The organism is Candidatus Enterococcus leclercqii, from assembly GCF_009933135.1.
GTDB lineage: Bacteria > Bacillota > Bacilli > Lactobacillales > Enterococcaceae > Enterococcus_C > Enterococcus_C leclercqii.
On sequence record NZ_MAEH01000017.1, the window covers coordinates 39118 to 64406 of the forward strand.

The 25289-nt window shown below is 43.9% G+C and carries 16 protein-coding genes and 2 pseudogenes; 5 read left to right on the plus strand and 13 right to left on the minus strand.

Annotated features, from left to right (window positions below):
* Positions 1-27 precede the first annotated feature (27 nt).
* The 5 genes from BAU14_RS11460 to BAU14_RS11480 all read right to left on the minus strand — a co-directional run bounded on the left by BAU14_RS11460 (position 28) and on the right by BAU14_RS11480 (position 8632).
* Positions 28-2235: a helix-turn-helix transcriptional regulator gene (locus BAU14_RS11460; protein ID WP_161900254.1), complete on the minus strand. Its 2208-nt coding sequence runs from the start codon at positions 2233-2235 to the stop codon at positions 28-30.
* Between the two features lie 90 nt (positions 2236-2325).
* A complete protein-coding gene (locus BAU14_RS11465) occupies positions 2326-5412 on the minus strand; it encodes an alpha-mannosidase (protein ID WP_202622229.1) in 3087 nt (1028 codons plus the stop codon).
* The gene (locus BAU14_RS11470; RefSeq protein WP_161900255.1) at positions 5412-6242 is read right to left on the minus strand and encodes a carbohydrate ABC transporter permease; all 831 of its coding nucleotides are present in this window, start codon (positions 6240-6242) and stop codon (positions 5412-5414) included. The genes BAU14_RS11465 and BAU14_RS11470 overlap by 1 nt, the downstream gene beginning before the upstream one ends.
* Positions 6243-6252: 10 nt before the next feature.
* On the minus strand, positions 6253-7167 hold the full coding sequence (locus BAU14_RS11475) for a carbohydrate ABC transporter permease (RefSeq protein ID WP_161900256.1): 915 nt from the start codon (positions 7165-7167) through the stop codon (positions 6253-6255).
* Between the two features lie 82 nt (positions 7168-7249).
* A complete protein-coding gene (locus BAU14_RS11480; protein ID WP_161900257.1) occupies positions 7250-8632 on the minus strand; it encodes an extracellular solute-binding protein in 1383 nt (460 codons plus the stop codon).
* Positions 8633-9062: 430 nt separating this feature from the next.
* On the opposite strand from BAU14_RS11480, the pseudogene BAU14_RS14540 reads away from it, so the two are divergent.
* A pseudogene (locus tag BAU14_RS14540) lies at positions 9063-9406 on the plus strand (site-specific integrase); the annotation flags it as partial.
* Positions 9407-10197: 791 nt separating this feature from the next.
* Here the strand turns inward: BAU14_RS14540 and BAU14_RS11485 are convergent.
* Positions 10198-11138 (minus strand): annotated as a pseudogene (locus tag BAU14_RS11485) (Fic family protein).
* A gap of 508 nt (positions 11139-11646) precedes the next feature.
* Between BAU14_RS11485 and BAU14_RS11490 the strand changes: the two are divergent.
* The 3 genes from BAU14_RS11490 (at position 11647) to BAU14_RS11500 (ending at position 14939) form a co-directional block, all read left to right on the plus strand.
* Positions 11647-12513: a LysR family transcriptional regulator gene (locus tag BAU14_RS11490; RefSeq protein ID WP_161900258.1), complete on the plus strand. Its 867-nt coding sequence runs from the start codon at positions 11647-11649 to the stop codon at positions 12511-12513.
* Between the two features lie 295 nt (positions 12514-12808).
* Complete coding sequence (locus BAU14_RS11495; RefSeq protein WP_161900259.1) at positions 12809-14332, plus strand: UbiD family decarboxylase; 1524 nt, start codon at positions 12809-12811, stop codon at positions 14330-14332.
* Positions 14333-14342: 10 nt separating this feature from the next.
* A complete protein-coding gene (locus BAU14_RS11500) occupies positions 14343-14939 on the plus strand; it encodes a UbiX family flavin prenyltransferase (RefSeq protein WP_161900260.1) in 597 nt (198 codons plus the stop codon).
* Between the two features lie 170 nt (positions 14940-15109).
* Here BAU14_RS11500 and BAU14_RS11505 read toward each other — a convergent pair whose 3' ends face one another.
* The 4 genes from BAU14_RS11505 to BAU14_RS11520 all read right to left on the minus strand — a co-directional run bounded on the left by BAU14_RS11505 (position 15110) and on the right by BAU14_RS11520 (position 19836).
* Entirely contained in the window at positions 15110-16498 is a 1389-nt protein-coding gene (locus BAU14_RS11505) for an NAD(P)H-dependent oxidoreductase (protein ID WP_161900261.1), read from the minus strand.
* 187 nt (positions 16499-16685) lie between these two features.
* A complete protein-coding gene (locus BAU14_RS11510; protein WP_161900262.1) occupies positions 16686-17294 on the minus strand; it encodes an NADPH-dependent FMN reductase in 609 nt (202 codons plus the stop codon).
* A gap of 118 nt (positions 17295-17412) precedes the next feature.
* Positions 17413-18438 carry an FAD:protein FMN transferase gene (locus BAU14_RS11515; RefSeq protein WP_237580461.1) on the minus strand — a complete coding sequence of 342 codons (1026 nt, stop codon included), beginning with the start codon at positions 18436-18438 and terminating at the stop codon, positions 17413-17415.
* Between the two features lie 585 nt (positions 18439-19023).
* Positions 19024-19836 (minus strand): SDR family oxidoreductase, encoded by an 813-nt coding sequence (locus tag BAU14_RS11520; RefSeq protein ID WP_161900263.1) that lies wholly within the window; start codon positions 19834-19836, stop codon positions 19024-19026.
* Between the two features lie 104 nt (positions 19837-19940).
* On the opposite strand from BAU14_RS11520, the gene BAU14_RS11525 reads away from it, so the two are divergent.
* Positions 19941-20492 carry a TetR/AcrR family transcriptional regulator gene (locus tag BAU14_RS11525; protein ID WP_161900264.1) on the plus strand — a complete coding sequence of 184 codons (552 nt, stop codon included), beginning with the start codon at positions 19941-19943 and terminating at the stop codon, positions 20490-20492.
* A gap of 330 nt (positions 20493-20822) precedes the next feature.
* On the opposite strand, the gene BAU14_RS11530 is transcribed toward BAU14_RS11525, so the two are convergent.
* From BAU14_RS11530 to BAU14_RS11540, 3 genes are all read right to left on the minus strand, one after another.
* Positions 20823-21275, minus strand: coding sequence for a hypothetical protein (locus tag BAU14_RS11530; protein WP_161900265.1), 453 nt, complete (start codon positions 21273-21275; stop codon positions 20823-20825).
* A gap of 376 nt (positions 21276-21651) precedes the next feature.
* Positions 21652-23910, minus strand: a complete 2259-nt coding sequence (gene pflB / locus BAU14_RS11535; RefSeq protein WP_202622230.1) for a formate C-acetyltransferase — start codon at positions 23908-23910, stop codon at positions 21652-21654.
* A gap of 692 nt (positions 23911-24602) precedes the next feature.
* Positions 24603-25193, minus strand: a complete 591-nt coding sequence (locus BAU14_RS11540) for a phosphatase PAP2 family protein (protein ID WP_161900266.1) — start codon at positions 25191-25193, stop codon at positions 24603-24605.
* Positions 25194-25289 lie beyond the last annotated feature (96 nt).

A 25289-nucleotide genomic window follows, 5' to 3' on the forward strand; every position in this document is an offset into this window, starting at 1 on the left:
GGCAGATTAGCTAATTCAAAGCAGACATCACGTCTTACCGCCACCATCTTTTCCATAGGTTTGATAACGACCTGGAGTCACTCCCTCATATTGTTTGAACATGCGAATAAATGTATTCACGTTTTTGACGCCCACAGCTTCGGCAACCTCACTCACCATCAGTTTGCCTTCTTCGAGCAATTGTTTCGCATGATTGACCTTCAGTTGATTAAGATAGTTTTTAAACGTGATTCCTGTGCCCTCCTTGACCATTCGTGACAGATAAGATTCTGTCAATCGAAATTGATCGGCCAAATCAGACAGCGAGAGGTCTTCTTTATAATTTCCATCAATGTATTCCAAGACGCGATCCATCACATCATGGCTTTCTTCTGGCACTTTCCCTGCAACACTGAAGGACTCTTGAAACAGTGACAGAAACAAACGGTAGAGCACTTTGGTGTCCGTGCTGACAAGACGATCAAAAATATCTTGGTTGTTGAAATAAAAATCAGAGTAGTCTGCTCCAGCGATTTGAATGATTCTTTTAAGCGTATTCACTAAAGCCTGCTTTAAATCTTCAACGGCTTGAGTGCCTAAGCGCTTTTCAACGCAATTTGTTCTTAGAATACCTTCAATTAGGGCCGTGGCTTCCTCGATTTTTCGCGATTTGACTAAGTGGACGAGGCGTTGTTCTGCCTCTACAGAATAGACATAATTTACCCCCTTGTCCAAAGAACGGTTGACAATGATTTGTTCCGTTTTGAAAATACTTTCTGAGTTCAAGCTGAACACATCTCGAAATGTAGAGGCAAACTCATTTAACGACTCAAAGGGTACCGACAAGACAAATTGTGACGAAACATGTAAGTCATTGGCCAATAGATTGCGCAATTTTTCGATTCTTCCTAAAACAATATCTTGATTTTTACTAGAATAGGTCAAAGCAAATTTGCTAGAATCTATAGGTTGAACGTACAAATGGATATTCTTAGTATCTGTGCTGTATTCAATGATTCTCTGTCGAGCTTTCAGTAGTTCGCGATCCCCCAAATTCTCTTCATCCGCGGAACGTCCTTTTATTGTCAAAATGACAATCAAGCCCCCCTGCTCCAGCGGTTCTAAGCCGATAATGGGAACAATCCTTTTGATTTCTACTGGAGTGTACTTCCCAACAAGAACATTTTTGAAAAAAACTTCTCGAATATCCTCAAGGTTTGCTTCCTGAAATCGACCAAAATCAGCTTTACTATTCTTCAGATCCTCAATCTTTTTGATTATTTCTTCAATATCAGCGGTATCCATATCGCCACTTTGAATTTCTGTTATGATTTTCCGATATGGGCGATAATTTGTACGACTGAAGTAAATCGTCAGCAAGGAGCCTAGCAAAAGAAGGCCAAATAGAACAGTAAGAATTAGTATAATGGAGTCTGTCGGAATATAGCCCAATGCGCTTTGCGGAACAATGTACAGGTAGGCTAAAGTGGGCACAATAGCAGAATATTTCCAGAACCCCGCTTCATTTTTAGTTTGTCCATGACCGATGCCATTTTTCACTGTACTATCCAGTGGTAAAAAGGGAGCCGTATTGTCCGCTCCGCCCGTATCCTGTCCATCTGCTGCCAAAGAATCATGAAAATATAATTTTCCATCAATATTCGAGATTTCTTGACCTCGCAAGCGATTTTTATCCCAATTCACAATGAAATATAACGGGCTTTGATCTCCAATGCGATAACTTTTTCTCAATAGATACAGGTTCTGATTGACGCTGATTATTCTTGTCTGATAGCGATCATTGCTACTGAAAAAATCCTCTGCTTCTTGATTGTCCTTCGTTATTCCGATAAATGACAAGTAATCATCAAAAGCAAAATAGCCGTTCAATCCAATGACCATTTCTCCTGCTCCTTGAGTGATTCCCAAATTGTAGCCTAATTGATAGCCTGAAAACAGATTTTCTTTCATCTGATCAAACACCTCAGAATACAGCGCATAATCGGTTTTTTTGGCGTAACTCAACCTTTGAATCACGTCATTTTCAGCCAACATCTGGGTAGAATCAATCGCCGTCTCAATCTGCGAGTCAATCCGCGCCGCCTCTCTTTCAAGATAAAATTCCACTTCGACAGAGGATTCATACTTCTGTCGACTCAGTTCTTTTGAGATAAAAACGAAAAGAATCAAGGCAGTATATAAAATGATGATCACGGAGAAAGAGTAGAAAATTTTTTTGTAGATGGTATTCTTCATCTTCACACCTCCATCACACAAATTATGACACAGCGAGCGCTTACATAAAAGACAAAGAGACAGCACGCAACCGGCTGTCTCCTATTTTTCTCATTGTAGACGAAGTGTTACCACTTCATATGGATGGATATCGAGTTGGAGTTTTCCCGCGGAAGCCGTTGCCCATTCGCTTTCATTTCGTTCCATCAAGTTTGTATAACACCAGTCCACCGGTCTATCCAAAATTAATTTCACTGAACTGCGGCCACCAGAATAATCATGCAATCGTAAAATCCAGCCCTCACTGTTTTCAGCCTTTTTAAATGCATCAATAGTGACGCCACCACTAATTTCAATTCCAAGCTTAGGTAAAAGACATTCTTCTCGTTTTAAAAGTGTCAAAGGTTCATTGATTTCCCATGCTTCTTGAATCGTTTTTCCGACTAAAAAATCACCATCATGAGGTAATAAACTATAGGTAAAGGCATGTTGCCCGATGTCCGCTGTTGGATCCGGATAAATACCGCCTTTCAGCAGCGAAAGCCGTAATACTGTTCCTTTGATATCATAGCCATATTTACAATCGTTTAATAATGAGACACCATAATTTCGCTCAGACAAGTCGGCCCATTGATGCCCAACGGTTTCAAATTTAGCCATGTCCCAACTGGTGTTCCAGTGATTTGGACGTTTTACATTCCCATATTGAATATCATAGGTCGCTTCAGTTGCCCGCACATCGACATCAAACGCAACTTTGAGCAGGCGCTGCCGTTCCCTCCAATCTACATCGGTAATAAAATCAATTCGCCGGGAGTGTCTGTAGAATCTGACTTTTTGGGTCAGCTGTGATTCACCGATTTTCCCATTAAACGTAAGTTCTGCAAAAAGAGAATTGTTAGCCGTCAAGTCACTGGACTCCAACTGAATCTCTACCATTTTCTCTTGATAAAAAATATCGATATCCCATGCATCGTAGTCCTTAGGTTTATCTTCAAAGACCTGCAGCACATTTCCCTTTCCTTTGAGCACTTCTCTCTGATGCTCTTTATCAAAGAGTCTAGTAAAGTGTCCTGTGCTATCCCAATGCAAAATGTAATATGGCGTTTCTAGTGTATTGCCACTCTTTTGCGCAGTTACCTCAACTTCTTTCAGCTTGTCTAGTGTGGGTACCAACAACAAGTCGGACAATCCTTTAATTTCAGGAATTCGGAGATAGCTTTCATCTTTCTCTTTGATGACTTCATACACATTTCCTTGATCGTCTTGATAAGCCTTATGCTCCGTTTTTGGCAGTTCAACAATGGTATTGCGACTCCAAGCCGCAGTATTTACTACAAGCAGTTTTTCTGTTTCCTGCTGCAGCTTTTCGAAAAGACACTCTTTTTCTTCAGTAACTACTTGAAATTCCTTCTTGTGGTCTTGATAGACTTCTTTGATGGAAGAGCCTGGGATGATATCGTGAAACTGATTACGCAGCAACACTTCCCACATTTCAAACAATTGCTCTTTTGGATATTCGATGCCTTGCAGTTCGCCAAAAGAATAGAGCATCTCTAACTCCCGCAAAGCAAGCTCGGTTTTACGGTTCATTTTCTTTACATATCCTTGGGAAGTATACGTTCCTCGGTGATATTCAAGATACAGCTCCCCATCCCACTCATGAACATAATGGTCCGTAGTTTCTATTGTCTCATGCAGTTTTTCAAAAAATTCTTTCGCCCGGCCAGTCTTGACTTCCGGTAATCCTGGTACCCGATCCATTTGCCGGCGCTTTTCCAGCATATCGCGAGTCACACCACCACCGCCGTCACCATAACCATATGAAATTAATAATTCATGATTGATATCTTTGTCACGATAGCCACGATAGGCACCCAAGACAGTTTGAGGTTCCAACAGCCCATTATAGGTATAGAACCATTCGGAAGCCCAACTAGCATGGGGCTTGGGTTCTGGCGTTGTAATGAAATGCGTCAATACCTCACTTCCGTCCATTCCTTTCCAGATAAAGGTATCGTGGGGCATCCGATTAAACTGGTTCCAACTGATTTTGGTAGTCATAAAAGTATCGATTCCACTTTTTTTCAAAATCTGCGGCAGGGCCCAAGAATATCCGAATACATCCGGCAACCAGAGATAGTTCACCTCTTGGCCAAATTCTTCTTTGATAAATTTTGATCCATGGAGGATTTGACGAGTTAGCGATTCACCACTGGGAATATTGCAATCTGATTCGAGCCACATCGCACCGTCCACTTCCCAGCGACCTTGAGCCACTCGTTCCTTGATCTTCGCATAGATTTCCGGATAATCCGTTTTAATATATTTATACAGCTGCGGTTGCGTTTGCAAAAAAACATACTCCGGATAGCGTTCCATCAGCTTTAGCACTGTTGAAAAGCTACGAGCGGCTTTTTCTCGAGTGTGCTTTAGTCGCCATAACCAAGCTACATCAATGTGTGTATGGCCAACAGCCGTAATCACAACATTGCCGTCTTTTTCCATATCATCTACCGCATCTGACAAATAGGAGGCAGCCTTTTTAATTGAATCATAGAAAGATTCATTCCCCGGATAAGACCAGTCAATCTCTAAATAGGCGCGATTCAAAATATCCAGTAATTGATATCGAACAGGATCATTTCCGTCCAATTCTTGAATCGTATTCAAAACAACATCCGATAGATAATATAGTCCGTCCGTTTCTCGATCTAGCTCCACTAACTCAGCTCGACGAAACTCATGTTTTTGCACTTGCTCTGGGCCCCCACCTTCTAAACCAGACCACAGACGAAGCGCAACATCTAGTTTTTTCCCCAATAAATCCTGATCTAAAAAGACTTCTTGATGGTTGCTATCTACCCCTTGATACGGTTTGCCATTGATGAAAAGCAGTGATTCAAAACCTGAATTATAGCCGCCACCAGTTTTACCGATGTCAAATAAAAATAGCAATTCACCATGATTAGGGATCTCAACTTCTCGCTGAATCCATAAATAGAAATCTCGCCCTTTCCAATAGCTATCCAAGCTAAATGCTTGTCCTGATGTAAAATCAGTTGGAGGATACTTCTCTTCTTTTGTTGAGTCTTCTTTAACAAACCAGTCTGTTAATGTCAGCTTATTTCGATAGCGCAATTCTTTTAAAGCATCAATTCGCCCTCGCAGCTTGTCTTCTGCAAACGTCAGATTCATCATCCTTTTGTAGCCCCTCCCATACTAAATCCTTTTGACATAAAGTTTTGTGAAATTGCATATAAAATTACAACCGGCAGGGAATATAGAACCGAAAATGCCGCCAATCGTCCGTAATCGACCATTCCGAAATTTCCAAAAAACTGAAAAATAGAAACAGAAGCTGGCATCTTCTCAGGAGATTGAATCAGAATATAGGGCACAAAGAAATTGCCCCAACTGCCTGTAAAAGTAAAAATTCCTACTGTAAAAATCCCTGGCAACATCAGGGGTGCAACAACTTTGCGAATTCCCTGCCACGTAGATGCTCCATCAACCCAAGCCGATTCTTCCAAATCCAATGGAACCGAGTCCATAAAGTTTTTCATCATCCAAATTCCGTAAGGCAGAGATGACGCGGTCAAAAAGAGCGTCAACGCAATCAATGAATTTTGGAATTTTAAATAGAGAAACATTTGGAATACTGGCACAATCACAGCGGTCATCGGCAATGAAGTCATGAACAAAATCGTCATCATAAAAGATTTTTTATAACGCAACTTGTAGCGAGAAAGCGGATAGGCTGCCAACACACATAAAATAACTATCAGTAGCGATTGTCCACCCGAAATTAACAAACCGATTCCGAAAGAACGAACCAATCCGCCATCTGTTATAATCGAAACAAAATTTTCCAAAGTAAAACTTTTAGGCATTTTTAACGCCTGAATGGCTCCTGTATCTACAGAAGCAAAAATCATCCACAATAACGGTAACAAAAACAAGATCCCCAACACTGAAAGGATGATGTAGTGGATTACCGTTTCAATCTGATAACTTCTTTTCACCATACTCTTTCACCTACACTTTCACTTTCAACGTCTTCATATAAATTAGACTGGCTGCTGCGCCGAGAACCAGCAGAACTAACGAGATAGCCGTCCCATATCCAAGTTGATAACTGACAAAAGCCTGCTTATACATAAATACCGGTAAAGTTGCTGTACTGACACCTGGACCGCCACCAGTCATCGTATAAATTAGCGTGAAGACTCCCAAGGTTTGTAAAGTAACCAGCATAAGATTGGTAGCAATTGTTCCTCTAACCATCGGTATCGTTATTTTTGTCACTATCTTCCAACGAGAAGCACCATCCATAACAGCTGCCTCTTCAACTTCTTTAGGAATATCATCCAACGCTGACTGAAAAACCATCATTGAGAATGCTGTTCCTCGCCAAATATTAGCAACGACTACACTGATCATAGGAAATGTAAACAACCAGGCTACCGGTTCAATATTAAATAAGCCCAGTAACCAGTTGGCTGTTCCACTCTCTCCCAAAAAAGCTACCCAGCAAAAAGACACGACTACTTCAGGTGTCACCCATGCAGCAATCACAATCAGTCCGATTACACGCCGAAACGTTTTATTCTTTTCTCGCATCAAAAAGGCAATCAAAAATCCCAAAAAGCACTGACCTAATACAGCAGAGAAAAATACAAAAACAATCGTGTTCCAAACACTAGTACGAAACTCAGGATCTTGGAACATTCGTGTAAAATTTTCGAATCCTATAAAGCGCAGTTGACTCGCTTCCGCTCCGGTCAGCGCAAGGTTAGTGAAAGAAAATATCACCGTCAACACCATAGGACCGACAAAGAAAACCAGTAGTAGAAGCCAGCTTGGGAGTAAAAAGAAAATCGATTTTATATTATCTGATAAAGGCTTTTTCGTACGTTCATCTCGCGGACGCCCCGCTATTCCATTCTCCATGTTTTCCACCTTCTTAGTAAGTAAAGACAACGAGCATAACTGCTTTTAGATAACTTCTGCTGGCCGTTATGCTCGTCACTTTCTATTTCTTGATATTGTCCTCGCCAACAATTCGCGTCACATTGGTCGCATAATCTTTTGCGGCCTGTTCAGGAGATTTAGACCCTGTCGCAACTGCCTCTACCATGTTTTGGATTTCTACGGATACGTTCGGATATTTATCATCTGCCGGCCGGAAATGCGCATTTTTCAAAAAGCCTGTTGCTTCTTCAATAAATGGTTGATCTTTATACTCAGGGAGTTCCGCTGAATCATCACGAACCGTCAGATTCCCTTCTGCGATTGCTCTCTTCGCCTGTTCTTCTTTACCACCAAGCGCTTGAATGACTTTCCAAGAAGCATCCTTATTTTTAGCTTTTGCAGGAATCGCCCAAGTCCAACCACCAGACATCGTAGTCGTCCCTGGCTCGTCACCATTTTGAGTAGGCATTGCCGCAAAGCCAAAACGTTCAGTCATGTTCTCAACCGGTGTTGCGCCAGATTCCGTCCAGTTTCCTTGACTCCAAAAACCATCTAGCAGCATTGCAACTTCGTCTTTAGGGAATTTTTCTTGAAACATAACAGAGCCATAGTTACTATTGATTGCAACTGAAAGAGAGGGCCCTAATTTTTTCTGGTTATAAATTTCATCGATAAAGTTCAATGAGTCTATAATCCCCTGACTGTCGACATCCCATTTACGAGTCTCTGTATCAAATAACTGATCCTTAGTCCCATAGAGCAGCATCTCAAAAGTTTGCATTGAAACAGATTCTCCATTTGCTTTCGCTACCCCCATCCCAAAAGGAATTACATCTGGTTGGCTGTCTTTTACTTTTTGAGCGGCAGCCACAATATCTGCCCATGTTTTTGGCTGCCAATCTTCTGGAAGTCCAGCCTTTTTGAAAACATTTTTGTTGTACCAAATACCACGAGAATCCGATGTTCCCGGAATTGCATATAGTTTGCCATCTTGTGCAATTGAGCCTGCTTTCAGATTTTCAGTATAATTGCTCCATTCATCCCACTTTGCTACGTACTCATCCAGCGGTGTCAAGTAGCCGGCATTCGCATCAGAATTCAACATGAATGAATCCTCTGCAACAATATCTGGTGCGGTACTTTCTGACTGCATAGACAGCGCAACCTTTGAAAAATAATCGCCTTCACTAGCTGTTATAGAAGAAGGTGTTACTTTGATATCTGGATTCTCTTTTTCAAATTTTGGAATAAACTCCTCATCTAAGAATTTTTGCATCTTGTCATGATCACCAGTATTTCGCCAAGTGATTTTAACTTCGGTCTTTCCTTCTTTATTTCCCCCATCACTCGAACCTTTCGAATCATTTCCACAACCAGCTGCCATTAAAGGAAGCAACAGCAGTGAAGCAAACAGCGCAACTTTTTTCATTCTAAGATTTGACATTTTTCTAAGCCTCCATAATCTTTCTCAAAATTAGTGTTCCTCCCACCTCACAAGAAACCCGGCCGAAGTCAACTTGTAAGCACTTACAATATTGCTCAAATACTCAAAAAGCTCAATCACTTAAAAAAATGATTATCGCCTTTTTTTGTAGCAAACTTCAAATTTTGTAGATTGGTAATAGAAATGGCGACAATTGCAGTAAAAACTACTAAATTACCGAAGAAGCAAAATAATCTGGTATAGCTCCCGGACAAACTTCAGAAACAGCAAATTACAGTAATTCTACCAGTATGAATTCTCTGTAAACACCAAACATGATCCAACTACAACTACCCGCTAATGAAATTAGCCATCACAAATTTCCTCAAAAAGAAGGCGTCTGAAATGATGTCAAATAAGAATATAAGGAGGCTGTAACATAAGTCCTCATCAAGAAGAGTTTAATATTTTAGTATTACTCTTCTTAGAGACCGACGCTTGACGTGGAAAACTGCTGAGGATGACTAAAGAGGGCATCTCTTTGAGTATGGTTTTTATATTAGACATTCTATCAGTCCTAGCAACAATGATACACAATTGAAAACTTTCAAAACGTGACATCTCAATTAACTGTGACGTGTATGAGTCTCTACAGAAATTGGCGAAAGAAAACTATGTATTTGATTGGAACCGGTTCCGATAGGCCGGACAACTTCAAAAATTGCTAAAGAAACTCGACCAAATAAAGCAACATTTTACGGCTCAAGAGATATTCATGCTTCATTACCTTTCTAAAAAAAATATCAGCGATGCTTTAAATCTGTTAAATGAATTATCGTAGTCATTAACACCAACTGACACCAAAAAGTAACAGTTGAGCCTGATAATACAATAAATTGATTAACGCTTAGAGAATTGTGAATCTTTACGTGTTTTCTTAAGACCTAGTTGGCAGTTCAACTGTGTTATTTTAAATCAATGAATATCAAAAAAGCTGATTTATCAGTATTTTTCTCCTCAAGATTCGTACTGGATTTCAGTCAATATTAGGCACTCGTAACCACGATTCGTAACCAATTTTGAACGTAACACAATTTGGTTACGAAAAATTCAGAACATATCAGTATCTACTACACTCCCTTCAAACTTTCCATTGAAGAAACTGCATGGTAAATCCATGTAGGCTTTTTATCGTTGCCAAGTCAATGATAAAAGAACGAATTCCCCAAATATTAGGCGCTCTTTTCGGAAGGGTTCGCCTCAAGCGAATTCCCCTTCGTAAAGAGTTCGCCTTAAACACGAGTGGGCGCTAGCCCGCGAGTGTTTTTGTACCCCCCTATCTAACGGGGGGTACAAAAACACGAAAAACAATCGAAAAACCACGTACAAACACTGTTATACCAAGGAAATAGGCACTTGTTGACAAGTGTAAACTAATTTAAAAAAGTTCACATTTTGTTTTCATTGGTTCTAACGAGTTTCAAATAGCGCATCAAACTGATATTTTTAGCTATTCAACTTTCCATTAGCCTTATTAATTTTCAAACTATCGATTCTGTACTTCTAGTACGGAGTAGTGAATCATATTACGATTTGAATTCATTTATTAGCTGATACTTAGTCGAACGGCCTTGCCCAACTTTTTGAATCTTATTCTCTGTTTGTAACTCAGCCAAGGCCCGTTCGATCGTTCGCTGGCTAATATCCGGCAACAAGTTCTCCAGGTCAGCTCTGCTTAGAGGTTCAAAAGACTTCTCTAGTTCTTCTACTACCCGCTCTGCTGGTGTTAGCTCCCGATTGATAATAATCTCGAAACGCTCTGAGAAGTTTTCATACGCGCGCGAAATGATTCCCACAAGATAGCGAACAAACGGCGTATAGTCTTGCTCATTTTCCAGCCATCCCACAGAACTTGCCTGTAACGCTTCATAGTAAGTTTGTTTTGATTCTTCAATCAGCATCTCAATACTACTAGATAGCCAGACTTGCTTGTACAGCAATGTTAATACACGAGACATCCGCCCATTTCCTTCACTAAACGGATGGATTGAGAGAAAATCTAAAGCGAAGCAGGGAATCAACAATAATGGATCAATCTCAGCTTTTTGAATGGCTTGATTATATTGATAATACAATTCTTCGATTAAATCTGATGTCAAATAGGCTGGAGCTGGCACAAAACGAACTCGTTCGATACCATCCAGATCTTTTTCCGTAATATAATTATCACCACTCTTGAATTTGCCTTTATAACTTTTGCCCGAGTAATTATAAAGATTCTTATGTAACATTAAAATATCGTTCGGCACTACGCGAATATACTAGTAGCTATCATGAATCAGTTTCAACACATCCCGATTACGAGATTTTACTTTTTCCGCTACGATTTGCTTCAAGCAGCCATCTGTTGTTGCAATATACAGTCTTGCTTTCCCTTGTGCTCATGAATCTTGGTCAGCATATTCAGCAGATTATGACTAAGAGTGAGCTTATCCAATTCATGGTAATCAAACTCTTTCACCGCCATCCGCCTCTTTTCTCCGCCATTTTATCTTATTTGGCGGAGAAAAGACGTTCTATTTAGAATTAAAAAACTATGGAAAAATATATAGACCAGAACTGGACCAAAATTGGTATTTTTCACTCCTATTTCATTCAATAGGAGTCCTTTACAAAAACTTGGACATGGCCTTAAAAGGCTGTTAGCCTCCACTAACGCACATCACTGAAAGCTCACTGCATTTTGACACCCAAATAAGGGTCGTTTCCGGAACGGCTTGTCCCGCTTCCCTCGGTTACTGACAGCTTGCTGTACAATAGTTTATAAAGAGTAGACGGACACATCCAAATTTCACCTTAGCTGACAGATACCTCTCACTTATAAATAATCAGTTCCTATTGATTTCGCATTCGAAATAATTCTATCGAAAAGGCCGCAGACAATCACTCTAAGCAGCAAGAGTTCAGCTACATATCCAATCCATCCCCTTTGATTTATAATTGAGTTACAAGCAATTTTAAAGGAGGTAGTCTTCTTGGACATCCAAAAACTGGCGGCATTCACTTCGTTGGCTGAAACGCTGAGCTACTCGAAGACAGCCGAGGAGCGGTTTACCACTCAAGGGAATATTACTAAACAAATTCAAGCGCTGGAGCGGGAACTGGGCTTACGTTTGTTCAATCGCAGTTCTCGTAAAATCAGCTTGACCACCGCTGGCAAAAATTTGTTGCTTGGTGCCCAAACAATCGTAGCTCAGTGGGAATTGCTGCAAGAACAAGCCCTCGAATTACAACGGGAAAACCGTCACCGGCTCGTCATCCAGACCATCCCCACCATCAATAAATACCACGCCCTCAAGCTGCTTAATGCTTTTTCTCGGCAATACCCAGAAATTGATTGGCGCCTGCAAGAGATGGAAAATCCTCAGATTGGACAGTTGGACAACCTTTCGGAAGAAGTCATCTACTTTGCTCGTCTCTTTGATTTGAACCAAAAGGCCTTCGACTATCGACTGGTGGAACCCGATCGGTTAATGGTATTGTTGCCTCGAGACCATCCGCGCGCCAAAGACAAAGGCGTCCATTTAGAGCAACTGAAGGAGGAGTCCTTTTTACTATTGGGTTCTGAGACTGGCAGTCGGCAGCCCATCATCGACCTCTGTCGCAAAGCTGGCTTTATTCCACGAGACAATTATGGTGGTTCTCGAATCGACATGATCCTTGAATTAGTCACCAGCCATATGGGGATTTCTCTTTTGATGGAAAAAACCGTTGTCAATCAATTGTCGCCAGAACTAGTGCTACGTCCGATCACCCCAGGCCTGGAAAGCTACCTGTGCTTTTTGCGGACCAAGGGATCTCATTCGGTAGCCAGTAATTGTTTCTGGAACAGCCTAAAATAACAACAAGCCGAGTTCTATTCCTTTTTGGAATGAAACTCGGCTTTTTTTGAATTGTTTTCAGGACCTTTTTCCCGCTACAATTCTAGTAGATAGCCAAACAATCTGGTCATTGCGGAAGCTCTGGTGAAGCACTGACTGAGGTTCCTACACGTTCATCCGAACTTTCCTGACTCAGTTTATTTGCATAGACAGTTTCCGCTAACTGCAATCTACTTGAGAAATTAACTCAGCTTCTCTTCTCATCACAGCACACTGACTCAATTCAAGTTTTTAACTATTTCAAGGAGGAATTTTTATGTCACAAAAAAATGAGACTTCACGGCCTAAAATACCCGCTGCTATTGATCCAAAAGCCCCTTATGATCTTCGCCGGGTGTTGCAGGAATTGTCCCAACTCCCCGGAGCGCTTCACGAGACTGATCGGCTAGTGGATCCCGATTCTCAGCTGGCGGGCGTGTACCGCTACATCGGCGCCGGCGGAACAGTGATGCGCCCCACGCAAGAAGGTCCCGCTCTTATTTTCAATAACGTCAAGGGCTTTCCTGAAACGCGGGTAGCAATCGGATTGATGGCTAGTCGCCAACGGGTAGGGGCCATTTTGGGGCACGATCCTAAAACACTGGGACATCTATTGAAAGACTGCGTGGCTCATCCGGTCAAACCGATGAAAGTCGCCCACGCAGACGCTCCTGCTCAAGAGGTGGTTCATTTGGCTGAAGATTCGGATTTTGATATCCGCAAAATCTTACCCGCCCCCACCAATACTCCCCAAGACGCCGGGCCTTATATTACGATGGGCGTCGTTTTGGGATCTGATCCTGAGAAAACGATGTCTGATGTCACGATTCACCGGATGGTTCTGGAAGATGCCGATACTATCGGGATGTATGTGATGCCCGGCGGCCGGCATATCGGACATTTTCAAAAACAGTTTGAAGCGCTAGATCGTCCGATGCCTATCACTATCAATATTGGTTTGGATCCGGCCATCTCCATCGGTACTACTTTTGAGCCTCCCACGACGCCTTTGGGTTACAACGAGCTTTGGATTGCCGGCGCACTGCGGCAACAGCCGGTACAATTAGTAGACAGCCTGACAGTAGCAGAAGTCGGTATCGCACGTTCCGAATTCATCATCGAAGCCGAAATCCTGCCTCATGCCACAATCCAAGAAGACATCAATACCAATAGCGGCTATGCGATGCCAGAGTTTCCCGGCTACACTGGCGAAGCCAACCCAGCCGTCAACGTAGTAAAGGTCAAGGCTGTCACTCACCGACGCGACCGGCCTATCATGCAGACCACCATTGGCCCTAGTGAAGAGCATGTGGCGATGGCTGGTATTCCCACAGAGGCCAGCATTTTAGATCTGACAGAGCGGGCAATTCCCGGCAAAGTTCTAAACGTCTATAACCCGCCAGCTGGAGGTGGAAAGCTCATGAGTATCCTGCAGATAAAAAAAGAAGGTCCCGCTGATGAAGGAATTCAACGGCAAGCGGCGATCCTAGCTTTATCAGCATTTAAAGAACTGAAAACGGTGATTTTGGTGGACGAAGATGTGGATATTTTCGATATGAATGATGTCATGTGGACCTTAAACACCCGTTTTCAAGGGGACAAAGATATTTTAGTCCTGCCTGGTATGCGTAACCATCCCCTGGATCCCTCTGAGATTCCAGAATACAATCCCGGCCAGATTCGCTTTAAAGGTATGAGTGCCAAAACTATTTTAGATGGCACTGTGCCTTATGACTTGAAAGAACATTTTCGCCGAGCTGCCTTTCTGGAAGTTTCGGATTGGCAGGAATACTTGAAATGAGGCGTTGACTATGACAAAAAAACGAATTTTAGTTGCCATGACTGGTGCTTCCGGTAGTCTTTACGGAGTGCGTTTGTTGCAAGCACTTCAAGCGATGCCAGATGTGGAAGTCCACGGTATCCTCAGCCATTGGGCCAAAGAAAATCTACGGTTGGAAACGCAACTGACCCCAGAAGAAGTCGGCTGTTTGTGCGATGTCCTCTATGATGAAAACGAGCAAAGTGCAGCTGTCGCCAGCGGCTCTTATCCCATTGATGCAACAGTCATCGTTCCCGCCAGCATGAAAACTTGTGCTGCCATCGCCTGTGGCTTTGCCGATAACCTCATCACTCGAACAGCTGATGTCGCCTTAAAGGAGCAGCGACCACTGATTCTGGTTCCACGGGAAACACCACTGAGTACAATCCATCTGGAGAACCTCACTAAGCTTTCCCGGCTGGGCGCCCGTATTTTACCACCGATGCCCGCCTTTTATAATCAGCCCCGCAGCATTGAAGACTTGTTGGAACACCAGACCATGAAACTTCTGGATGCCTTGCACCTGACTCACCAGCTGGGACAGCGCTGGTCAGGAGCTACTGACAGTTTTCAAAATCAACTCCGCTAATTACGCTAAATACCTTAAATCAAATCAGCAATGTTTACCTCGCTGTCGGTTTATAGCAATAAAAAAAGGCACCTCTGAAGCCCAGATTTTCACGTCTGATTTTCGGAGGTGCTTAATTATTTAGATTTGCTGTTCATCTCGTAAATTTAGTGCTTAACGTTTTGCAGGCTTCAGCCCTTTTCCGAGGCCCCGGAGACGGCATCCACACTGCCGGCTGCGGCTTGTGGGGCCGGAACGCTGACAGGAGCTACCGACGCTGGTTTTTCTGATGCACCCGATACCCCATCGACAGTTGCACTTGGAGCGGGAACAGTTGCAGGTTTTTCTGATGCGCCGGAGACGGCATCGACTGCGGCGCTTGCCGGAGCAGGGGCAGCGGCTTTTTCAGATGCCCCAGAGACACCATCCACATTGCCACCGGCAGTTGGTGTTGGTACGACGGTTCCATCAGCGGCTACCAGCTGTTGGCGGGTTTGCTGCAAGTACCAGTCTACCCATGGTTTCAAATCCAAAATGTATTCATTGATTCCGGCATACTCGCCGTTTTCATCGTGGATTGATTGATAATTGTGAACCACAAATTTATCAGGTCCGTGGTTAGGTACATGTACCCGCACGATGTCCTGATTGCCGCTACGCAACTGTTGGATGACCCATTCCACATTTTTGTAGGCTTTTGGCGGGTGACAGTTGGCTAAAGGATTCCCCACTTGGCCTGGCTGACGTTTGGCCAGCATTTCTTCGGCTGGCGCATTGTGATTGTAGTATAAGAATTGATTGTTGCTATCAGCATAAGTCAACTCTAATGGCATTGAATTCAAAAACCAATTCAGCTGATCTACTGTCAACAAGCCCCGATCCAATTTGACATAAGTGTTGCCGATGACAGCACCCACCTTGTCAGAGGCTTGCTCCAACCAATCTTCAGCGGCCATATCAACGCCTTCAATTGTAGTGGCGATTTTGCCAGTGGCGTGTAAATCTTCTGGCGGCATCTTGTACTCAGGTTTTTCCATCGCATCCATGATTTTGATGAATTGAACGAATTTACCCAAAGTAGCGCCTAAAAAATTGCGAGTGCCTTCTGATTTTAGATTGCCCATGTCGTCAAAGGCTTCTGGGGCTTTTCCCAACAGAAATTCATTGCCCGGCATCACTACGGCATTGACCCCCGGCGAATCGAGAATCTGGCGCAAGTGCAATTGCGCCCGGGAGGTTCCCTGATCATAATAAGAAGAACCGACGATTAAGACTGGTTTATTTTCCAATGGATGAATTTTGAAAGAAAGCCATTCAATAACACTTTTCAGACCCGCAGGAATCGAGTGATTATGCTCCGGTGTGGCGATAATGACCCCATCGGCTTTCATGATTTTCCTAGCTAAATTTTGGATAGGCACACTGTTGGTGGCATCCAGACTTTGGTTAAACATCGGGATATCACGGATTTCCATAATTTCCAGTTCAAACAGCTCATTGAACTGACTAGCGATGTATTGCAACAGGATCCGATTGTACGAAAAATCAGCATTGGAGCCGACGATTCCGACTAATTTCATAACGACATCTTCTTTCTGATAAAATAGCAAATTATGATAAAGTTTTTTGGGGCAATTTTCTCACTGCAATCATCAGAGATTTGCAGCTAACAAGTATAACGCAAGCTCTGGCTTTTAGAATGCAGCTCAAATCCTCTGATTTAAGGCTAGTGATTCAAGTCCCCAACTTTTTTTGTAAAGACCGGCTTCAGCCAACTTTCCAGTTGAAGTGAGCCGCTGCTTCTTTGTCGGCAGCGACAGTATTGTTCAACTGCCCGGTGATTTCTACAAATTGCAGGAAATCTGCAAATAAGCCTTCTAAGCGCTGAACTTGAGCAGTGTCTTGCAACTCTCCTGCTTCATCGAAAGCCTGCAAGGAATGTCCCAAAAGAAATTCAGAGCTGGGCATGATGCGGGCTTTCAATTCCGGCGCATCCAGCATTTGCCGCAGATGTGCCTGTGCCCGAGAACTGCCTAAGGTCCCATAGGAAGCGCCTGTGATCATCACTGGCTTATCCACAAAAGGATACACACCGTAAGACAACCAATTCAGCACATTCATCAAAGCCGCTGGTGCGCTGTGGTCGTATTCAGGAGTACTGATGATGACGCCATCGCTTTTTTCGATTTTCGCTGCCATTTCTTGCACCGCTGCTGGCAATACCTTGTCTGCAGGTTTGTTAAAAACTGGCAAATCTCGAATCTCCATCAGCTGGATCTCCGCTTGGTCAGCAAAGTGCTTTTCCATATATTCCAAAAGTTTTCGGTTGGTAGACTCGTCTGAGTTGGCCCCAACGATCCCGATAAAATGTTTCATTTCTTCCACTTCTTTCTGATAATTTGCAAGGTAGTTCACATGGTTGTAGGTGAAAAAATGGTTTGCAGCACTTATGTTAGTCCAAGCTGGTCATTGGGTGCAGGAAGCAGCTGCTTTTTCAGGCTAAAAGCGCTGCGATGCCGCTGGTATGGCGAACATTGCCAAAACGATCCACCAAGATTCCTTCTATGCCTGGCTGTGCTTCAAGGTCTGACAGTACCGTTTCTTGGGGTTTACCAAACAAGCGCGTCGTCCAAATTTCCCCTTCAATCGAGCGCCGGGAGATGACCGTCAAGCTCACCACATCTGTTTTTTGCGGGTAACCTGTCCGCGGATCCAGAATATGATGATAGCTGTGGCCGCCTTGCTCCAAGTGCCGCTCATAAATTCCTGAAGTTACTACCGAATAAGGAACCTCCGTAGCCGCCAGCGCCAGCACTTCCAGGTACTCATTGCGAGGTTTATTGGGATCTTGAATGCCTACTCGCCAACGACCATCCTCTTGGGAAGGAGTCTGACCATAAACCACCAGATTGCCGCCCAGATTCAAAAGTGCCCAAGGGACACCTTGCCTTTTTAGCAATGCCAACAGTTCATCTGCAATATAGCCTTTCGCCAGGGCCCCCAGGTCAATTCGCATCCCCGCTTCCTCCAAAAAAACCGTATGAGAAGCCGGATGCAATTGAATTTTACGAGGATCTGTCAACTTTACCAAGTCCTGAATTTCCTCTTTGGTGGGAACCCGAGCATCAGTAAAACCGATGCGCCAGGTCTGGACAAGAGGACCGATAGCGATATTCAGATTGCTGTCAGCCGCCAAGCTCTGGGCAACCCCTTCTTGAATCAATTCAAACAGCTGCGGATGCACCGCTACCGGACGAATCCCAGCCAGCTGGTTCACTGTACCTAGTTCGGCAGCTGGATCATTTGCACTAAAGCGTTCCTCGGCTTCTTTCAAAAAAGCACCCGCTTGATCTAATAAGTGCTCCGACCAATTGAAAGTTGTCTTAGAACTTTCATTTGCAACTTTTGTGGTCGTTGCCTCATTTCCTGCCAAAGCTACGGCTACTTTCCCAGAAGTCGACAAATCCGGCACTTTCAATAAGATCACAGTCCCCATCATGGACCATTGCCGCTGCGGCATTTTCATCACCTTCAATTGTTTTGGGGAAAACAGCAGGTCAACTTGTGTTTCACTTCACATTTGATACAGCGTTATCATAGTGCCAATCCCTAAATACCACAATCAGGGAATTCCCTGAGGCACAGATAGTAGTACAGTTTTTCCCTTACGTCACAACACCACTGACAAAAAAGCAGGTGGCATTATTCAATACGATGAGAATGATTCTCAATGTATTTTTTTGCAAAAAAGCAGCATTTCTTTTCAGAAAACACTGCTGATTTGAAATATTAAATTTTCACAAATTTTAGTTAGCCCTTCTGTGTTATAACGGAAAAAATGACGCTGTCTTTCCTGCCAGAAACAATAGCTATTCCTGCGTTTCCCTTGCTTTTCCCATTGTTTATCAGTGCAGCTCTTTAAAATCCAGTTTTTGGCAAGCTGGTTTTTCGCTTTGGGGTCTGGTAGTGACTTTGCGAACATTTCTGCAAAGTCACTCGAAACACTGAATGCCACCAAGCAGCCTTGTTAGCAGTAGCAAGGCTTCTTGCCAAGCAAAGCGCCTTTTTAGCCTGCTTTAGCTGGACTCTGGCTTTTGCTAACAGATTATCTCGCGTTATCCTTTTTAACCGCTGCAGCTTTTTCAGAAAACTCTGTTTTCAGCGTGTTATCTGTCAACTTGGAGCACAGTGATTGCGGTAAAATTCTGCTCAAGACGTAGAGCAGCTTGCTGGGACCGGGATTGATGATTGCTTTTTCTTTGGCAATCCCTTTGATGACTGCAGCAGTAAAAGCAGTCAAGGACATATTCATAGGATTCCGGTCACCGGCTTCATGCATGGTGGGATTCAGATTGGTTTCTGAAATCAGCGGTGGAGCGACTTGAATTACATGCAGATTCTTATATCCCCAAAACCGCGCCTGCCCTCTAAGCGCTTCAGTCAAGGCGTTGACTCCGGCTTTACTTGCCGAATAAATCGGGTGTGCATTACTGGCAAGATAGGACAAGCCGGAGCTGATATTGACCAATGCTGCTGATTTTTGTTGTGCCAACCATGGCAGAAAAAGTTTGTCTACGTAGATCGTTCCCAAAAGGTTCGTTTCAATCTCGTTGGTGAGGTCCGCATCTGGATCAAAGAAGTCCACTCCTCGCATCATCCCCGCTGAGTGAATGACCATATTCAACTCTGGATAGGCCCGCGTCACTTTTTTGAACAGCTGCCTTACACTATCAAGACTGGTGACATCCACTTCATAGCCAATCAGTCCTGGATTCTCGGCTAGGGTCTGGGCAATGACCTCTGGATGACGCGAGGTAACAATCACGCGATTACCCAATTCTTGGAATTTTTGTGCCAGTGCCAAGCCGATACCGGAAGTCCCGCCGGTAATCAAGATAGTATTCTTTGTCATTTTCATCGCTAGCGCCGCCTCATTTACATTTCATTGTTTTTGTAACTTTTCACAGCTTAGAAGTTTTGGTTTCATTTGTCAATTTTTGTAACTCAAGTTATACTGAAGCCATGAAAAATTTATCAAAAGACCTCATATTGCAAACTGCCGCCGACATGGTCCAAGCTGAAAAACGGATTAACCTTTCTCTAAGTGAGGTCGGCCAGGCATTAGGTGTCAGTCACGCCGCCTTATACAAATATTTTCCTAGTAAAAAAGCGCTCTGGTCCCAGCTGGCCCTCGACTGGTTAGAAAATCAGCTGAGCGATCTTTTTTCCTATCAAGCACTTGCCGGACAATCTGTAAAAGAGACGGCTCATGATTGGCTATGGCTTTTGGCAAGCCGCAAAAAGGACGCAAAAATAGCCGACCCCCGGATGTTTGCTTTGTATACCACTTATATCGGCAACGATGCCGAACTTTATCGTGCCCACAATTTGGCTCTTGGCGAAAGTTTCATGGCCGCCACCGGGAAATCGGCTGCTTTCACTGAAGGAATTTTGTTGGCGTTTATGTACTTTTCGGCACCCGCTTATGCCGAGCGCTGGAATGAAAATTTTCAAGAGGAATTTGAAAAAGTCTGGCAAATCGTCGCCCCGGCGTTTGATGCTTTGGCGACTTGATAGAAAATACCCATTTGAAACTGCGGCAAGCTAAGGTGACTGCTAAGAAAAATACAGGAGCGCAGCTGTGATAATCGCCTAGCCAACCTCCTTTGAAGCGACCAGAACCAACCGTGAGCCACAAACAAAAGAGAAGTCACTTCCACTGTTTTTAATGGAAGTGACTTCTCTTTTCATTGTTAAAAATCGGCTCAAACACAGACTAACTTTTATTTCATCAAGGGAATCCAGCATAATTCACCCCTCTGTACGCCTAGGGCAACATTGTTTCTGGGAACTTGACACAAAGATTGTCACAGCTATTTGCTAAGGTCTGTCTTCAATACTTTTTTACAGTTTGATTTTTGTCAGTTTACCGACTTGCATTACACTGACTACCGCAGCAGAGACTACCAGGGCTTTGCCGGTATTGCGGGCGACTTTCAGCAGGCGCTTGCCGTCCATTTCTTTGCCGCCTTCATAGGCTTCATTTACTTGTTTAGCCGCAAAATCCACCGTGTTTTTCACGCTATCGACAGCGGTACGAGCCACGTCTGCCAGCTTGTCCTTCCCGTCTGTCAGCTGTCGATCGTCTTTACTGAAAAAGCCGTGAGCTGCTTCTGCCAGACCATCCACAGCACGACCGGCTGTCCGGCCGGCTTGCTTGTTGCCGTCAAAGATTTCTTGGCCTGCTTCCCGCAACACCTGTGCGTCAGTCACTTCTGCCACCAGGTTTACAACACTACTGATGCCACCGCCAATCAATGCGCCGGTGCCTTCACCGATTTTTTGAAATAGATCCATCTGTTTGCCCTCCTTTGCGACTGCCCCGTTACCAGCCGCCTACTTAGCTTGAGGATACGACCTTCTGCCGCCAAAAACAAACTTTCACCCATTAAAAGAGTCGGATTTAGGAAAAACGCAAAAATCACGGCCCAGGTTTGTTCCCCAGACTTCCTCTTTCAACTACCTTTCTTTTATCTATTTGGTGAATTCTGTTAGTCTGCCCGCGTTCAGCAAGCTGGCTGCAATAAAAAACGCCGCCCTCGCGATGGGTAGCGAGGGCGGAACAATCTTCTGATTAATAAATAGTCCGTTACAGCGGACCTTTTACCCGATTCTAACTAAACCTGGCGGAAAGCCAATGCTGTCTTCAGCTAGTCGATAGTTCTGTTGTCTCTTACAAAGAAGAGTGGTCTGTCCGGCTGATTACGTCACGGCGTTGTTCCGGCGTCAAATCGCGGAATTTCACGGCATAGCCAGAAACACGGATAGTAAAGTTGGCATATTTTGGATTGTCGATGTCGCGATCCATTTCTTCCAACAGTTCCCGGCCAAAGACATTGACGTTCAAGTGGTAACCGCCACGATCGAAGTAGCCGTCCAACACATTTTTCAGGTTGTTGATTTGCATTTCTTCGTCATCTGTCCGGCCCAGTGCTCCCGGATTGATGGTTTGCGTGTCAGAGATTCCGTCTTGTGCGCAAGAATAGTTCAATTTAGCGGTGGAGTTCAATGAAGCCAACAGGCCGTTTTTCTCACCCAAGAATTGACCGTCTTGGTAAGAAGGATTTGCACCTGGAGCCAATGGTTTACCCGCACGGCGGCCGTCTGGTGTATTCCCGGTATTTTTACCGTAAACCACGTTAGACGTGATTGTCAACAAGCTCAATGTTGGTGTCGAGTTACGGTAAGTGTGCTGACGTTTGATTTGGCCCATGAAGTATTCCAAAATCCAGTTGGCCATTTCATCCGCTTCATCGTTATCGTTTCCGTAAGTTGGGAATTCATTTTGCGGGATGTAGTCTACTGCCAGACCATTTTCGTCCCGAACAACTTTTACATTGCCGTGTTTGATTGCCATGATTGAGTCAGTCGCATGGGAGATCCCAGCGATCCCAGTCGCAAAGGTCCGCTTCAAATCCGTATCCATCAATGCCAGTTGTGGGGCTTCGTAGGCATATTTGTCGTGCATGTAGTGAATCACGTTCAATGTGTTCACATATAACTCTGCCAACCAATCCAATACGTCTTTGTAGCTTTGCATGAAGGTATCAAAGTCGATGGTCTCGCCTTCAAGCGGGCGGAAGCGTGGGCCAACTTGCGCTTTAGTCATTTCGTCAACACCGCCGTTGATTGCGTACAAGACTGCTTTGGCCAAGTTCGCGCGGGCACCGAAGAACTGCATGTCTTTACCGATTACAGTTGCCGATACACAACAAGCGATAGCGCAATCGTCAGATCCCCAATGTTTCCGCAAAAGATCGTCGTTTTCCAACTGGATAGAAGAAGACTGTTTTGCTACTTTAGAAGCATAGGTACGAAATCCCTCCGGTAAACGTGAAGAGTACAACACTGTCAAGTTTGGTTCCGGAGAAGGCCCCATATTGGTCAACGTGTGGAGAATTCGGAAATCACTCTTAGTCACCATGGAAGAGCCGTCCATGTTCATGCCGGCAATGGACAAGGTCGCCCAGATTGGGTAGCCGGAGAACAATTGGTTGTATTCAGGCGTACGGGCATATTTCACCATCCGCAACTTCATAATCAAGTGATCAATCAATTCCTGTGCATCAGTTTCAGTAATCAAACCCAGTTGCAGATCCCGTTGAATATAGATATCCAAAAATGCTGAAACCCGTCCGATAGACATAGCCGCCCCATTTTGTGATTTAATAGCAGCCAGATAGCCGAAGTACAGCCATTGAATCGCTTCTTGGGCGTTGGCAGCCGGTTTTGAGATGTCGCAGCCGTAACCTTGGGCCATTTCTTTCATTTCCATCAATGCTCGGATTTGTTCAGAAACTTCTTCCCGCAGCTGCACAACGTCATTGGTCATGACTTTGTTGCCGACAAGTTTCAGGTCTTTTTTCTTTTCACCAATCAAAAAATCAATGCCATACAATGCGATTCGGCGGTAGTCACCGATGATGCGGCCACGACCGTATGCATCTGGCAAACCAGTAATAATCTTGTTTTTGCGAGCTGCCCGCATTTCGTCGGTATAAACATCAAATACCCCCTGATTGTGGGTCTTACGCCATTTGCTGAAGATGAAGCTCATGTCGTCATCGATTTCATATCCGTTTGATTTCAGGGCATTGTTGGCCATATTGATTCCACCAAAAGGCATAAATGCTTGTTTCAATGGCACATCTGTCTGCAAGCCCACGATTTTTTCTTCTTCTTTAATCAAGTAACCAGGCGCATGGGAAGTAATCCCTGCTGGAATATTATTATCCATATCGTAAACGCCGTTTTGTTTGTGTTGGACTTCAAAGAGCTCTTGCAGCTTGTCCCACAATTTTTCAGTGGAGGCCGCAGCGGGTGCTAAAAAGCTGTCATCGCCGGTATATTCAGTGTAGTTGGCTTTGATAAAATCCAGGGTATTGACTTCAGTTTTCCAACGTTCTCCCTTGAAGCCATCCCATGGGTTGATGGGTGTGTCTGTTACAGGTTTTTCCATTGTTGTAGTAGGCACAGTCAGTTCTCCTTTAAAATCATTCTAATTTGTTTACCTGCTCATTGTAAGGGCTCGTTATTGAAAACGCAACCCTCAGCAGGGTTCACTCATTATTTTCTTTGTTATCTAATCGTTAAACCTCATAATCTTATCTATAACAGAAAATAATTTAGTTAGTACAGAAAACGCTACCAGTATAACAGGGCGTTTGTGTACTTTAAAGGCTTTTTTCAAGGTATAGTACTGGTTTTCAAATTTATGAACAATTAATCACAAACAATCCCCCGTTGACAACTTTTTCACTATCGCTTTTAAAGCTGCCGTTTCAGTTGCTCCTTTTAAAAAATTAACCGTTATTCTTAACTCTCTCTCTGGCACCCCTCAAAGAATTTCGTAAGATTTTTTTAAGCCGCTCTTTGAGAAACACTGAGAAAAGCTTCACTCCTTACCCCACAAAAATACCAGCCAGCCAATTGAACAAATAAAAAAACGTATGACATGAACAGACGGAAACACGTTCATGTCATACGTTTTGATTCTAAATTTTTCAATCCACAAAAAGTTTTTACAACCAACCAGCTTTTAATTGGAATCCACGTAACAGGCTGCCAGATAGCCTAAATTTTTCCCGCAAAGCAAAACTACGGCCGTTCACTTTCAGTTTTGCTTCACTTAACAATTGACTGAAAAGCTGCCCAAACCAGCAAGGTGATACCGGTCCCAAACAACCAACCACCCAAAATATCCGTCAAAAAATGGATTCCCAAGTAAATCCGAGAAAAGCCAATCATCCCCGCGATTCCGACTGCAGCCACGACGAACCACCCTGTCAGCTGAGGATAACACGCAGTCCCACCCAATACCACACTCAGATACAATGCTGCCGAGCAGGTGGCATGAAAGCTTGGAAAACTGTGGTCCTCCTCTTCTGTCAATCGCTGCCCTTCAGGACGAGGTCGCTTCAACAGGCGCTTTAAGGCAAAGGCCACCCACCAACTCACCGTCAGCGAAATAGCTGCCGGCCACACCACACCTCGCCAAAAACCCGGAATCAGCGCCAATGCAATCATGACCACCAAAACACCTGAAAAACGTCCCAGCTGAGTAAAGAAAAACATCAGCGTATTGAGCGCCGGTCGTCGGATACTGACTACTTTTTCCGTCACCTGGGCATCTAGTTGCTTGATGGCCGGTCGCCGAATCCCTACTGCCAATACCGCAAATAATACGAGACAAATGCTTCCGATTATTAGCTTCACTGTGTCCTCCCTCCTCGCTTTTTGACCAGACTTGCTGCCTTTATTATACAACGAAACCGCCAAACCACTGCCATTTGGCTGTCGGATTAAAGTAGC

Excerpts from the sequence above, each read along its gene's own strand:
- BAU14_RS11515 (WP_237580461.1), bottom strand. The coding sequence starts at position 18,438 with ATGCCGCAGCGGCAATGGTCCATGATGGGGACTGTGATCTTATTGAAA.
- BAU14_RS11530 (WP_161900265.1), bottom strand. The coding sequence starts at position 21,275 with ATGGATCTATTTCAAAAAATCGGTGAAGGCACCGGCGCATTGATTGGC.
- BAU14_RS11470 (WP_161900255.1), bottom strand. The coding sequence starts at position 6,242 with ATGGTGAAAAGAAGTTATCAGATTGAAACGGTAATCCACTACATCATC.
- BAU14_RS11520 (WP_161900263.1), bottom strand. The coding sequence starts at position 19,836 with ATGAAAATGACAAAGAATACTATCTTGATTACCGGCGGGACTTCCGGT.
- BAU14_RS11460 (WP_161900254.1), bottom strand. The coding sequence starts at position 2,235 with ATGAAGAATACCATCTACAAAAAAATTTTCTACTCTTTCTCCGTGATC.
- BAU14_RS11500 (WP_161900260.1), top strand. The coding sequence starts at position 14,343 with ATGACAAAAAAACGAATTTTAGTTGCCATGACTGGTGCTTCCGGTAGT.
- BAU14_RS11510 (WP_161900262.1), bottom strand. The coding sequence starts at position 17,294 with ATGAAACATTTTATCGGGATCGTTGGGGCCAACTCAGACGAGTCTACC.
- BAU14_RS11480 (WP_161900257.1), bottom strand. The coding sequence starts at position 8,632 with ATGTCAAATCTTAGAATGAAAAAAGTTGCGCTGTTTGCTTCACTGCTG.
- BAU14_RS11495 (WP_161900259.1), top strand. The coding sequence starts at position 12,809 with ATGTCACAAAAAAATGAGACTTCACGGCCTAAAATACCCGCTGCTATT.
- BAU14_RS11525 (WP_161900264.1), top strand. The coding sequence starts at position 19,941 with ATGAAAAATTTATCAAAAGACCTCATATTGCAAACTGCCGCCGACATG.
- BAU14_RS11465 (WP_202622229.1), bottom strand. The coding sequence starts at position 5,412 with ATGAATCTGACGTTTGCAGAAGACAAGCTGCGAGGGCGAATTGATGCT.
- BAU14_RS11505 (WP_161900261.1), bottom strand. The coding sequence starts at position 16,498 with ATGAAATTAGTCGGAATCGTCGGCTCCAATGCTGATTTTTCGTACAAT.
- BAU14_RS11475 (WP_161900256.1), bottom strand. The coding sequence starts at position 7,167 with ATGGAGAATGGAATAGCGGGGCGTCCGCGAGATGAACGTACGAAAAAG.